The 13084-nt window shown below is 66.8% G+C and carries 14 protein-coding genes; 10 read left to right on the top strand and 4 right to left on the bottom strand.

The genetic code is table 11. The annotated features are described in order from the left end of the window. Nucleotides 1-146: 146 nt before the first annotated feature. The 9 genes from rpmH (at nt 147) to B4F19_RS12555 (ending at nt 5732) form a co-directional block, all read left to right on the top strand. Nucleotides 147-284, top strand: coding sequence for a 50S ribosomal protein L34 (gene rpmH / locus B4F19_RS12515; protein ID WP_193597422.1), 138 nt, complete (start codon nt 147-149; stop codon nt 282-284). 7 nt (nt 285-291) lie between these two features. Continuing rightward, nucleotides 292-627, top strand: a complete 336-nt coding sequence (rnpA, locus tag B4F19_RS12520; RefSeq protein WP_228179209.1) for a ribonuclease P protein component — start codon at nt 292-294, stop codon at nt 625-627. Next, a complete protein-coding gene (yidD, locus tag B4F19_RS12525; RefSeq protein WP_228179208.1) occupies nt 624-974 on the top strand; it encodes a membrane protein insertion efficiency factor YidD in 351 nt (116 codons plus the stop codon). Before rnpA ends, yidD begins: the two co-directional genes overlap by 4 nt. A gap of 6 nt (nt 975-980) precedes the next feature. Next, nucleotides 981-2138, top strand: coding sequence for a membrane protein insertase YidC (gene yidC, locus B4F19_RS12530; RefSeq protein WP_374198033.1), 1158 nt, complete (start codon nt 981-983; stop codon nt 2136-2138). A 16-nt stretch (nt 2139-2154) separates the two neighbouring features. After that, a complete protein-coding gene (locus B4F19_RS12535) occupies nt 2155-2667 on the top strand; it encodes a protein jag (protein ID WP_228179206.1) in 513 nt (170 codons plus the stop codon). 24 nt (nt 2668-2691) lie between these two features. Further along, nucleotides 2692-3318, top strand: coding sequence for a 16S rRNA (guanine(527)-N(7))-methyltransferase RsmG (rsmG, locus tag B4F19_RS12540; protein ID WP_292735427.1), 627 nt, complete (start codon nt 2692-2694; stop codon nt 3316-3318). A gap of 129 nt (nt 3319-3447) precedes the next feature. Then, nucleotides 3448-4416, top strand: coding sequence for a ParA family protein (locus tag B4F19_RS12545; protein ID WP_292729093.1), 969 nt, complete (start codon nt 3448-3450; stop codon nt 4414-4416). Further along, complete coding sequence (locus tag B4F19_RS12550; protein WP_228179204.1) at nt 4416-5345, top strand: ParB/RepB/Spo0J family partition protein; 930 nt, start codon at nt 4416-4418, stop codon at nt 5343-5345. Before B4F19_RS12545 ends, B4F19_RS12550 begins: the two co-directional genes overlap by 1 nt. 48 nt (nt 5346-5393) lie before the next feature. Next, a complete protein-coding gene (locus B4F19_RS12555) occupies nt 5394-5732 on the top strand; it encodes a tryptophan synthase subunit alpha (protein WP_292729097.1) in 339 nt (112 codons plus the stop codon). A gap of 109 nt (nt 5733-5841) precedes the next feature. Here B4F19_RS12555 and trxA read toward each other — a convergent pair whose 3' ends face one another. The 4 genes from trxA to B4F19_RS12575 all read right to left on the bottom strand — a co-directional run bounded on the left by trxA (nt 5842) and on the right by B4F19_RS12575 (nt 11112). After that, nucleotides 5842-6165: a thioredoxin gene (trxA, locus tag B4F19_RS12560; RefSeq protein ID WP_228179202.1), complete on the bottom strand. Its 324-nt coding sequence runs from the start codon at nt 6163-6165 to the stop codon at nt 5842-5844. Nucleotides 6166-6204: 39 nt separating this feature from the next. Beyond that, a complete protein-coding gene (gene trxB, locus B4F19_RS12565; protein WP_292735431.1) occupies nt 6205-7224 on the bottom strand; it encodes a thioredoxin-disulfide reductase in 1020 nt (339 codons plus the stop codon). Between the two features lie 106 nt (nt 7225-7330). Then, nucleotides 7331-8929, bottom strand: a complete 1599-nt coding sequence (gene murJ / locus B4F19_RS12570; RefSeq protein WP_292729104.1) for a murein biosynthesis integral membrane protein MurJ — start codon at nt 8927-8929, stop codon at nt 7331-7333. Then, the gene (locus tag B4F19_RS12575; protein WP_292735432.1) at nt 8926-11112 is read right to left on the bottom strand and encodes a DUF6049 family protein; all 2187 of its coding nucleotides are present in this window, start codon (nt 11110-11112) and stop codon (nt 8926-8928) included. Before B4F19_RS12575 ends, murJ begins: the two co-directional genes overlap by 4 nt. Before the next feature lie 105 nt (nt 11113-11217). Here B4F19_RS12575 and B4F19_RS12580 point away from each other — a divergent pair, with 105 nt between their 5' ends. After that, nucleotides 11218-12762, top strand: a complete 1545-nt coding sequence (locus B4F19_RS12580; protein ID WP_292735435.1) for a class I SAM-dependent methyltransferase — start codon at nt 11218-11220, stop codon at nt 12760-12762. Nucleotides 12763-13084 lie beyond the last annotated feature (322 nt).

Genomic DNA, 13084 nt, shown 5'->3' on the forward strand with positions numbered 1-13084 from the left:
GGACCTTTTACATGAGTCAAGTCGTCGGTTTGAGTTCGGGAGCTTCGCGACGTACCCTTAGTCGGTTGACTTGTGCCCTCGCGGCCGTCCCCGATTCATCGTCCCGGTGTGAGCATCCCGGCGACACCACATCCGGAAGTGATCTCATGAGCAAGCGTACGTTCCAGCCCAACAACCGCCGCCGCGCCAAGAAGCACGGCTTCCGCGCCCGCATGCGCACCCGCGCCGGCCGTGCCATCCTCTCGGCTCGCCGCGCCAAGGGTCGCAGCGAACTCTCGGCCTGACCTCACAGTGCTTGCGCGCGCCCACCGGATCACCCGGGGCGCGGACTATCGTTCCGTCGTCCGCCGGGGTCGCCGGTGTGTGGCTGCGCACCTCATGAGCTATACGACGGTTTCGGTGGATGCCGGGCCGTCTCGGTTCGGCTTCATCGTCAGTAAGCAGGTCGGCTCTGCGGTCACGCGCAACACTGTGCGTCGACGGCTGAAGGCGATCAGTGCCGGCCTCGTCGATGAGGTCCGCCCGGGGTCCCAGGTCGTCATCCGCGCATTGCCCGCCGCGGCTGACGCACCGTACGACGTTCTCGCCAGCGAGGTCAAGCGCTGTCTCACGGGAGAGCGTCGATGAGTCAGCTGCCCTCGTACGCTCTCGGCCACGCGCACCTCGATTCCGCTGACGTGGCTCGGGCTGTTCCCCTTGTTCCTCGCAACGCCGTGCTTGCGCTGTTGCACGGATACCGTGCGACGATCTCCCACCTTTACGGCGACGTGTGCCGGTACTATCCCTCGTGCTCGGCCTATGCCGTCGGCGCTGTACAACAGCACGGCGCTCTCAAGGGAGCAGCCCTCGCGGCGGCACGGCTGAGTCGATGCCATCCGTGGGCGAAGGGTGGCGTCGATGACGTTCCACCCCACGAGCACTTCCCCTTCGATCTCACCCGGCACGGGTTCGTCGTGCCACGCAGAAAGGACTGATCCTTGCTGGATCTCCTCGCCAATGCGACCCCCTCTCCGTCGCCCACCGCGGCGGCCGGCGGCGGCTTCGATCTGTTCGGCATCATCCTGTGGCCACTGAAGTGGGTAGTCGAACTCATCCTCGTCGCGTGGCACTGGCTCTTCACCGCGATCGGACTGCCTCCGGCCGAGGGCATCACCTGGGTCTTGGCGATCGTCGGCCTCGTCGTCGTCGTGCGTGCCGCACTCATCCCGCTGTTCGTCAAGCAGATCAAGTCGCAGCGCAAGATGATGGAGATCGCTCCCGAGCTCCGCAAGATCCAGGACAAGTACCGCGGCAAGAAGGATCAGCTCTCTCGCGAGGCCATGAGCCGCGAGACGATGGCGTTGTACAAGAAGCACGGGACGAGCCCCGTTTCCGGGTGCCTTCCGCTGCTCGTGCAGATGCCGGTGTTCTTCTCGCTGTACTCCGTGCTCAGCAGCGTCAAGGTCAACGCCGAACTCGGTCTCGGTGGTGTCGGCGTGCTCGGCCCGGAGCTCACCAAGCAGTTCTACGACGCCTCCCTCTTCGGAGTTGCGTCCCTGCACGAGACCCTCATCGACGCCTGGAACACCGGCAACACGCCTGCCGTGATGATCCTCGTCGTGCTCGTCATCCTGATGATCGCCTCGCAGTTCTTCACGCAGCTCCAGATCATCTCCAAGAACCTCTCCCCCGAGGCCAAGACCGGCCAGGCCTACCAGATGCAGCGCATCATGCTGTGGGTCCTGCCGTTCGCGTTCGTCTTCTCGGGTGTCTTCTTCCCGCTGGGTGTCGTGCTCTACTGGTTCACCAGCAACATCTGGACGATGGTTCAGCAGTTCATCGTCATCCGTGAGATGCCGACCCCGGGCTCCGAGGCGGCGAAGCAGCGCGAGGAGCGACTGGCTCGCAAGGGCAAGGCGATCGACTCCAGCGGCAAGGTCGTGCCGATGGACAAGTACTTGGCCGAGCAGCAGCGACTGCTGGAAGAGGCTGAGAAGGCGAAGGCTCAGGCTCCGAAGCGTGAGCAGCCGATGAGTAAGCAGCGCGCGAAGAAGCAGGGTAACCGCTCCGCTGGCGGCGCCACCTCTCGGCCACAGAATCCGCGCCCCACGGGCAGTGCAGCGGAGGGCCCATCACCCTCACCGGAATCGAACAAGTAGGAACAAGAGGGTGGAGATGACAACGACCCCCGACACCGCTTCGTCTCGCGCAGAGGCGACGATCGAAGACCTGGAGCAGGAAGGCGACGTTGCCGCCGACTTCCTTGAAGGACTCCTCGACATCGCGGACATCGATGGCGACCTCGCCCTGGACGTTCGCAACGGTCGCGCGTACGTCTCTATCGAGCAGGACGGCGGTGAGGGAGCGGCAGATCTGGGTGCTCTAGCCGACCCGACGACCGTCCAGGCGCTCCAGGAACTTACGCGCATTGCTGTGCAGAACCGTACCGGGCGCTTCTCGCGCCTGATCCTGGACATCGGCGGTTCTCGCGACACGCGTCAGCGAGAGCTCGATGCCCTCGTGGATCGTGCTGTCGCTCGGCTGGACGAGGGTGCGTCGCAGGCCTCGCTCCCCCCGATGTCGAGCTACGAGCGCAAGCTCATCCACGACCTTGTCGCCGAGCGTGGCCTTGTCTCCGAGTCGTACGGCGAGGGCGCCGATCGACACACCGTGATCCGCCGCGCCTGAGTGCGCGTTTCACGTGAAACATCGATGACCACTCTTGAGGCCGAACCCGCCGCAGCGGCTGCCCTGTTCGGTGAGCGGATCGACCTTGCCCGTGAGTTCACGGCGGCTTTGGCCGAGCAGGGCGAGACCCGAGGACTCATCGGTCCCCTGGAGCTTCCGCGACTGTGGACGCGGCACATTCTGAATAGTGCGATCGCTGCCCCCCTCTTCGATGGGCGCGCTGCTGACATCGGCTCGGGGGCGGGCCTCCCGGGAATCGTCCTGGCTATCGCCCGACCCGACGTCACGTGGACGTTGGTCGAGCCGATGGAGCGGCGCGTCGCCTGGTTGACGGAGCAAGCCGACGCTTTGGGTCTCGGCAACGTCACCGTGGTTCGTGCTCGTGCGGAGGAATGGGTGCCCGAGGCATCCGTCGATGTCGTCACTGCGCGTGCTGTGAGTGCGCTTCGCACGCTGATTCCCATGACGGCTCCGCTGGTTCGTCCCGGAGGAAGGCTCATGCTCTTCAAGGGGCGAGGTGCCGAGGCGGAGATCGAAGCCGCCCAGAAGCAGATCCGTCGATTCGGACTCACCGACGTCGGGGTACTCACTCTCGGAGAGGGCGTTCTCGACGAGACAACCCGTGTCGTTCACGCCACCGTCGGTGGCTGAGCCGCTCGAGGCAGTCATGAGTGCGGCAGCATGTTTCACGTGGAACGGTGAGCCATCGGATCGACCCCGGGCCGGGTCGGAAGCCGCACGTAGAGTAGAGAAGCCCTTGACCCGATCGGAGCGTTTCACGTGAAACACGACGAGGATCCCGCGACGGACTCGTTCTACGACACCCCCTTGGCACGCGAGCTCGCAGACCTCACCGCCCGTCGTCGGGCCCTTGACGCGATCCCGCTGGAGTACGCGGGTCGACGACGGATCTTCACGGTGTCGAATCAGAAGGGCGGCGTAGGTAAGACAACGTCGACCGTCAACCTCGCAGCGGCATTCGCGCACATGGGTGCCCGGGTGCTGGTCGTCGACTTGGACCCCCAGGGCAATGCATCCACGGCGCTCAGCATCCCGCACAACGCGGAGACCCCGAGCGTGTACGACGTTCTGGTCGAGGAGCGACCGCTGTCCCAGGTCGTCCAGCAGAGTCCCGAGTCCCCCCGGTTGTTCTGTGCACCGAGCACGATCCATCTGGCTGGCGCCGAGATCGAGCTCGTTTCGCTCGTTGCTCGCGAACGACGGCTGCGTACCGCGCTGGAGAAGTACCTGTCGAAGAAGGGCGCGGATATCGACATCGTGCTCATCGACTGTCCGCCCTCGCTCGGCCTGCTCACGATCAACGCCTTCACCGCCGCAGACGAAGTACTCATTCCGATCCAGTGTGAGTACTACGCGCTCGAGGGGCTCAGCCAGCTGATGGGGACGGTGTCGATGATTCAGAAGCATCTGAATCCCACACTGACGCTCTCGACGATTCTTCTCACCATGTACGACGGGCGTACCCGCCTCTCGCAGCAGGTTGCTGACGAAGTCCGCGCGCACTTCCCGAACCAGGTGCTCACCACCGTCATCCCCCGTTCGGTGCGCATCTCCGAGGCCCCGAGCTTCGGGCAGACTGTGATCGCCTACGATGGTCAGTCGGTCGGGGCGGTGGCCTATCGCGAGGCGGCAGTGGAGATCGTCCGACGGGATCACCGTGCGGATAGCGCGGATGTCGACGCCGAGGGTTCAGCCCCGGATCGCGACGCTGAGGAAAGGGACGAGTGATGGCCAAGCGAACGGGACTCGGTCGAGGAATCGGCGCTCTCATCCCTACCGCCGATCAGGGCGAGAGTCGGCCGGTAGACGTGTTCTTCCCGGAGGCGCCTCCCGCGGAGGATCTCGTCACGGTACCGGGAGCCCGGCTGATCCACATCGACCCGAACACGATAGTTCCCAATCCGCGCCAGCCCCGCACGAACTTCGACCCTGACGAACTCGCGGAGCTCGTCCACAGTGTGCGCGAGTTCGGTGTGCTCCAGCCCGTCGTGGTCCGCGATCGCGGTGACGGGACCTATGAGCTCATCATGGGCGAGCGACGCACTCGGGCTTCCCGGGAGGCGGGACTCGACTCGATCCCAGCGATCGTCCGCGACACTGCAGACGAGCATCTCCTGCGGGACGCTCTGCTGGAGAATCTGCACCGCTCACAGCTGAATCCGCTGGAAGAGGCGTCGGCCTACCAGCAGTTGCTCGAGGACTTCGGCATCACGCAGGAGGAGCTCGCGGGACGCATAGGTCGCTCCAGGCCCCAGATCAGCAACACGATCCGCCTACTCAAGCTGCCGATCCCCGTGCAGCAGCGCGTGGCAGCCGGGGTCATCAGCGCCGGACACGCGCGCGCCATCTTGTCGGTCGAGGGAGATGACGCCATGGCGCGTCTCGCTGACAAGATCGTGAACGAAGACCTGTCGGTCCGTGAGGCTGAAGCTGCAGCGAAGGGCGCGGCATCCGCTGGCCGTAAGCCTGCGAAGCCTCAGGCTGGGGGCCGCCGCGGTCACCTCGACGAGTTGGCTGAGAGGCTCGGTGATCGCCTCGACACTCGGGTGAAGATCACACTCGCTGCAAAAAAAGGCCAGATCAGCATAGACTTCGCAAGTATTCAGGACCTCAACCGCATTCTTGCCGAGCTCGGTGTCGAGGGCTTCGGTTCCTGATCATTCACATCCGGGCGACGTAGCCTCAGAGCGACGTACGCTGGAGTAATGACGCGCGAGAATTCGGCCCCGACTCGTCGGGCGAGTGTCGAGCTGCTGCGCGCCGAAGCGGCTGATGAACTGTCGGTTCTGGTCGAGGAGCGGTTGCGCGCGGGCGAAGATCCCTGGGAGTTCATGGACGATCTCCCCACCGTGGATGAACTCGTCGTTCTGATGCTGCGTGCCGAGAACATCCTCACCACCGGCTTGCCCTCAACCGGCATCCGTCACTACCGGGTGCTCCGGCAGATCGCGCTGGACTACCCGCCGCTCACCCGTGCGGTGTGGCGGCTTCTCGGCTCCGCGCGCCACCGCACGTGGGATTCCCTGCTTCCCGACGTTCCGTGAGGCGATCCGTCAGCGCGACCCCGCGCGGAAGACGCACACCGCGCAGGGCCCAGAAATGACGGATGCCGCGGACCCTGAGGGAACCGCGGCATCCTGTGGGAACGAAGGGTCAGCCGATGAACTCGGCGAGATCCTGTTCCAGTGCGTACTTGGGCTTTGCACCAATGATCGTCGTCTTGACCTCGCCGCCCTGGAAGACCTTCATGGCGGGGATCGAGGTGATCTGATACTTCATCGCGAGGTCGGGGTTCTCGTCGACGTTGAGCTTGAGGATCGTGATCTTGTCGGGGTGCTCGGCCTGGATTTCATCCAGCACCGGGGCGACCATGCGACACGGGCCGCACCAGGCTGCCCAGAAGTCGACAAGAACGGGGCCTTCGGCCTGCAGGACATCCTGGTCCCACGTCGCCGAGGTCGTAGCTGAGGCACTCATGTGTTCTCCTTCGTCAAAACGTTCAGTTATGAAAACGCGTCAGGGGGCGCGATTGTTCCGATGCGTGCGCGGCGCTGAGGCCAATGCCTCGGAGGGGACGTCGACGGGCTCGTCAGGGAGGGGGTCGGTGGCGTCTTCGAGAAGAGCGGCGAGGTAGTGCTCCACATCCAGAGCTGCGACGGCGCCGGAGCCCGCGGCGGTGACAGCCTGTCGGTACGTCGGGTCGATGACATCGCCGGCGGCGAAAACGCCGGGGACCGACGTGCGCGACGACCGACCTTCGAGCTGGATCGTGCCGTCCTCGGTGAGTTCGAGCACGCCGTGAACGAGGTGCGTGCGCGGGTCGTGACCGATCGCCACGAAGATCCCGTCGAGCGCGAGCTCCGAGGTCTCGCCGGAGACGGTGTTACGCAGCGTCGCGCCAGTCACCTGGTCCCCGCCGCTGATGTCGATGATCTCGCTGTTCAAGATGAACTCGATCTTCTCGTTGGCGAACGCACGATCCTGCATGATCTTGGACGCACGAAGCTCGTCGCGACGGTGAATGATGTAGACCTTCGAGGCGAACTTGGTCAGGAACGTCGCCTCCTCCATCGCCGAGTCGCCCCCGCCCACGACCGCGATGACGCGCTCGCGGAAGAAGAACCCGTCGCAGGTGGCGCAGTAGGAAACGCCGCGACCCGAGAAGGTCTTCTCGCCCTCGATGCCGAGCTTGCGCGGGGCGGAACCTGTCGCGAAGATCACGGCGTGAGCGTCGTGGGTCGCGCCCGACCCAAGGGTGACGGACTTCACTGCACCGTCGAGCGACACGGAAACGACGTCGTCATAGACGATCTCGGAGCCGAATTTTTCCGCCTGGGCCTGCATTTTTGCCATCAGGTCGGGACCCATGATGCCGTCGGGAAAGCCGGGGAAGTTCTCCACCTCGGTGGTGTTCATGAGCTCGCCACCGGCTTCCACCGAGCTGGCGATAACGAGCGGCTGGTGCCCACCCCGGGCCGCATAGATAGCTGCGGTGTACCCGGCAGGACCGGACCCGATGATGATGACATTGCGCATGAGCGACCCTTCGTTGCGGTTCCGGATGCTTCAACACATGCTATCCGCGCGGCATTCCCCGGGCCTGGTTGCCCGCAGTGTCATTCACGGCTCAGTCGAGCGACGTTCACCGCCGAGAGATGATCCGCCGGACGGTCTGCCATGCCGTCGTGAGCTCGGGAACGCGCAGCAGGGCGAGGATGCCGACGTAGACCGCCAGGGCGACGATGCCGATCAGAGCAGAGCCGAGTGCGCCGGTGACCTGGTTCTCGAGCATCCAGCTGGTTTCAGCGCCGGACAGGAGGTACACGCCCCAGCCGACGAGACCCGCGGGAACAGCAGCTGCGGCAAACAGGGCAAGGGACGGCATCCATCGCCGGATTCCGATGCGAGACAGACGCCGACGCAGAAACCAGGTGGCCAGGGAGAGCTGGACGCACACGGCGAGGGACTGACCGAGCGCGATGCCGGCGGTGACGAATGCTGTCGGCAGGTTCAGTGCGAGCACCGCCGTGATCATGACGATGCTCGCCTGCACGAGGGTGAAGAAGAACGGGGTTCGCGTGTCGTTGTAGGCGTAGAAGACGCGTCCGATGATGAACAGGACGGTCTGGGGGATGAGCCCGACGAGGAAAGCCAGCAGCACCCACGACGCATCCACGGCGTAGTCCGGAGTGGTGGTGAAGATTCGGGAGGCCGGTACTGCGGCGGCGGCGAGGACCGCGGTGGAGATCACCATGAACAGGCCGAGAAGACGGATGCTGCGCGCGATGTCGGTGCGGACCTCTTCGTCTCGGCCAGCGGCGGCATGCTCGCTCAGCTGTGTGAAGTAGGGGGTGCCGATCGACAGGACGAACACCGAGAAGGGCAGCATGTACAGCAGCCACGCGTTCGCGGCGACGGTGGCGGCGGGCGCGTCACCAGACACGACCGACATGATCTGGCTCTGCACGATCCCGGCGATCTGCCCGACGATCACCATGAGGAAGGTCCAGCCGGCGAGGCGACCGATGTTGCGAAGACCCACGCCCCGCCACGCGAAGTCGGGGCGCAGATGCAATCCGGCTCGCACCCAGAAGACCATGAGCACTGCTGCCTGCACGACGATGCCGAGGGTGGCGGTTCCGGCGAGCAGCGCAATCATCGTCGGTGTCCAGTCGGATACCTCGGTGACCGGGCCGCCGAAGATCACGATGAAGGCGCCGAATCCCGCGATCGAGATGACGTTGTTGGCGATCGGGGCCCAGGTGAACGGGCCGTACACCCTCCGGGCGTTCAGGATTTCGCCGAGCAGCGCGTAGAGCCCGTAGAACAGCAGCTGCGGGATGCACCAGTACGCGAATGCGGTAGCCAGCGCGAACTGGGAGGGCGTGAACTGCGACGCATACAGCTGCACGAGGAGGGGAGCCGCGACCGTGCCAATGGCGGTGGTCACAACCAGGGCGACGGTGCCGAGGGTGAACAGTTTCGAGATGAAGGCGCGGCCGCCGTCGGCGTGCGCGGCAGCTTGCACGATCTGCGGCACGACGACCGCGGTCAGCAGGCCCGTCGAGATGATCGCGTAGAGGTTGTTCGGTAGCTGATTCGCGATCGTGAAGGCGTCAGCGGCGCGGCTCCCCACGGAGCCGACGGCCGCGACGAGCACCATCGAACGCAGGAACCCGGTGAGCCGCGACACCAGCGTGCCGGCGGCGATGAGGGTGCTTGCACGCCCGATCGAACTCACGACTGCTCCTTCGGCGCGGTGCTGTCGGCATCCGTCGCGGTGTCGGCGCCCGCGGTGTCGGTTGCTGCGGTCTCGGGGCCCTCGGTCTCGGGGCGGCGACGAATGCGACGGACGGTTCGAATCGCGCCGATAGCGAGGAACGCCGCCGCAAGGACCGACAGGATGACGAGCCCGATCGTCTCCCAGTCGGCGCGCACGTTCACTTCCAGCGACTGGTCGGTGCCGATACGGACGCCGGTGGGGCTGGTCAGTGACAGATCCACCTCGACGGTGCCGCTGCCAACCCGCGCCTTCACGGGGAGCGAGGCGCGCGTGCTCTGTTGCGGTCCGATCTCGACCTCGCTGCTTTCGGTGACCTCGAGTCGCAGGTCATCGCTGCGGGCGTGCAGGGTGACGGTCACGGGATAGGGCAGGTCATTCTTGATGCCCACGGGGATCTCGGCGTCGGCGGCGACCAGCTGGATCGGGCTCGGCGGCAGGATCGCAACCGACGAGAGGGTAGCCCGCGTGGCCTCGGCATGCGCGTCGAGGGCGTCGGCCCACGCGGCATCCTGCCCCGTCCAGCCGAGACTCAGGAGCTGCAGGATCTCGGCGCGCTCGGCACCCGTCAGCAGTGACGGCTCCGCGATGACACTGGCGAAGGACTCGATGCGCTGCTCACCGTCCAGCAGCGTCGGAACGACCTCGATCCGCGTCGTGGCGAGGGGTTGGTCGGTGATGGTCACCTCCCTCGATTCGCTGCTGATCAGAGCGGCGAGTCCCAGCGGCCGTGCGCCCGGGAGGGCCTGAGCCGCGTCGATGGCAGCACGCAGCGCGACGGCACTGCGCGTCGGGTTGCGGTCGAGGGCAACCACCGTCGCGCTTCCCGTCACGGGGAGCGCCTCAAGGGCGGATGCCTCGGCGAGGGCTGCCGCGCGGTCAAGCGCATCGGCGCTCATGGCAGCCGTCGAGAGCACGGCGCTCACGTCGGCATCGGCGACGAGTAGGCGTGCATCGCCGGCGCGAGCATGCGCCGCAGGCGACGGGGCTGCGATGGCTGTCGTGTCGGTGAGTGTCAGTGCCCCGCCTGCGCCGAGTGCGGCCACGACCTCGGCAGTGACAGCGTCGGGCCACCAGATGTCGGTTGTGGCGCCGACGTCCAGGAGCTCGTCGAGCGTGGGGAGCCCGGACTCGTCATCCGTGTCGGATTCGGAAGGCGTCGCGGTGGCGGTGGGGGTCGGCTCGGGATCGTTGCCCGAGAAACCGGCCGGGTCGATGTAGGCGGCAAGCGAGGTCGGTGCCAGCGGCGGCACAACCCCGGCGGCGACCTGGGCCGAGGGGTCGGCGTCGCCGAACTGCAGCGCGAACCGGTCGTTGGGGAGCGCCTCGAAGCGTGCGAGCCAGTCTCGAGCGGTCGCCGGGGCGGTGGTGCCGAGGACCCGGATCGCGGCAAGGATCGCGGGGTCGACCGCGAGGATCGCGTCAGTTCCCTGAACACCGGTGAGCACCGCGGTCAGTGCGCCGTCCTCAGCGGTCAGTGATGCCAGGTCGTCGGCGCTGAGCAGGCCTCGGCCCGTCGGTGGGGCAGTGATCGGCACGATGACCGCGACATCCGAGGCCGCCCCGGTGGGCACGACGAAGACGGACGCAGCCCGCAGGGTGCGCCCCGCCACCGTGACGTTCGCGAGCACGGGGTAGACGCCGGGGGTGCGGTCGGTGAGCACCGGGTCGGATGCGGGGACGCGCACGATGGCGCTCGTGCGCTCACCGGCCGCGGCCGGGTCGAGCGACGCGGTGCCGACGATTATCGGGGTGCGCTCGGCCAGGGGGGAGCCGAGCCAGTCACCGACGTCGGTCCTGGTGGTCAGGGGTTCGGTGCCGATCGCGACGGTCACCTGCGTCGCGGCTAGCGGCGTGGATCCTGCGGTGAGGCCGATCGAGAGGGCGAGCGAGTCGCCGGGTGAAACAACACCGCCAGAGAGGGGAGCCGCTACGAGTTGCGGATCAACGGCGGTTGCCGTCGGGGTCGGCGTTGCTGCGGCAGCGGCTGGCGTGGCATCCGTCGCGAGCCCGCCGGCTGCAAAGAGCACCCCGATCGCGACAGTTGCCGAGAGGCGGCGTACGAGTCCGCTGAGACCGGTGCGGCGGCGCGGCACAGGGTGGCCGGGAGGCGCGGATGCGGGGAGCGGGGTGGGCGCGGTCATGTCGTATCGCGGGACGACCGCTGATCGTGCGGATCCCGCCGGAATTCTACGGTCCGCGCCTCGGAGCATCCCGCAGGCCGTCCGCGCTTGAATGGATCCGTGACGATGCCCCCTCATCCCGACCCCACAACGTGCGCCGCCCTGGCGTCTGACCTGACAGCCGCCGGCTACACGGCCGAGGCCTTGCGGAACGCCTGGGGTTCCGTGGGAGATGCCGCGATCGGGCGCGGTCTGCGGGGGCCGGCCATCCGTGCGCTCGCGCCACGCGACGATGCTCTTGCAACCCTCGCACGCCTGCTCGGACTCGGGATGCCGCAGCCGGTGAGCGCCGTCGACGGTGCACTGCCCCGCACCGGAGCTGCAGGACTCGTCACGCTCGGTCTCGCGATGATCGACGGTGAGACAGTGGTGCCGGCCGCCCTGGTCAGACCGCAGGAGTGGGGCGGCGAGATGGATGCCGATGCCGGCGAGTGGTGGATTGCGAGTGATCTCGACGAAGCGGCCCTCGAGGGAGCGTTGCCGACCGATCATGTGCTCGGGGTTGGTGGGGCGTCGCTGACCCTCGCGGCCCTGCAGCTGCCCACGCCGGCGGGACGAGTGCTGGACCTCGGCACCGGATGCGGCATCCAGGCCCTTCGCGCGCGCCTCTACGCCGACCAGGTCGTCGCGACCGACATCTCGAGCCGTGCACTGGGGTTCGCGCGCCTGAGCGCCGCACTCAACGGCGCTGACGGCATCGATGTGCGCCACGGCAGCCTCTTCGACCCGGTCGCCGGCGAGCGGTTCGACCGTGTGGTCTCGAATCCGCCGTTTGTCATCACCCCGCGCGGTGCAACCGCCGACGGGGTCTCGGCTCCCGCCTACGAATACCGCGACGGCGGCGCTGTCGGGGATGATCTCGTGCGTCAGGTCGTCACCCGAGTGGCTGATGTGCTCGCGGACGGCGGTATCGCGCAGTTTCTCGGCAATTGGGAGTACCGCGACGGACGCGATGGCCTCGATCGTGTGCGGGAGTGGGTGGCCGCGGCATCCGTGCCGATGGATGCGTGGGTCATCGAACGCGAGATCCTCAGCCCCCTCGACTATGCCCAGCTGTGGGTGCGCGATGGCGGTACGCCGCCGGGCTCACCCGAGTACGCAGCCCTCATCGACCTGTGGCTGCAGGATTTCGAGCAGCGCGGGGTGACCGGCATCGGCTTCGGCTACGTCCTGCTGCGCCGCCCCGGGGCGGGCACGGCTCCCCTGTCGCGTTTCGAGCGCGTGAGCTCGCCCTCCCCGCAGGAGGGGCTGGGCGCGGACCTTGCCCGGGCCGTCGCGGTGCACGATGTGCTGGGAATCCGCGATGACGTCGGGCTCGCGGCATCCGTTTTCACGACCGCCCCTGACGTCACGGAAGCGCGCCATTTCGTGCCCGGCGCTGAGGACCCCACCGTCATCGAGCTGCATCAGGGTCGGGGTTTCGGCCGCACGCTCACGGTCGATCCGGGTCTCGCGGCGCTCGTCGGTGCGTGCGACGGTGACCTCCCAGTCGGAGTGCTCATCGACGCGATAGCCGAGCTGCTCGAGGTGGATGCCGCAGCACTTCGTGCCGACCTGCTGCCGCGGGTCCGCGAACTCGCCTTCCTCGGCTTCCTCGACCCCGTCGCCTGAGCCTCGCTGCTGGCGCCGGTTCGCCGAGCGAGGCATCCGAGCGGAAACACGGAGCGGAGCGGGGTGCGGGTCAGGGGGCTGGCACCGGGTCTGGCGGGAGCCGGCGCAGCCGGCGAGGGCATGTCCCCCTGACCCGCACCCCGCGGAGCGGATTCCAGGACCGCCGAGTTGGTCTTCGTTTCGCCGAGTTGGTGTTTGTTTCGTCGAGTTGGTCTTCGCTTCGCCGAGTTGGTCTTTGTTGGGAGGTGCAACTCGACTGAATGGAGTGCAACTCGTCTGGACGAGGGACAACTCGGCTGGGGGGTGCCCCTATGTCTTTCGT

This window comes from Microbacterium sp. UBA1097, from assembly GCF_002313585.1.
Classification (GTDB): domain Bacteria; phylum Actinomycetota; class Actinomycetes; order Actinomycetales; family Microbacteriaceae; genus Microbacterium.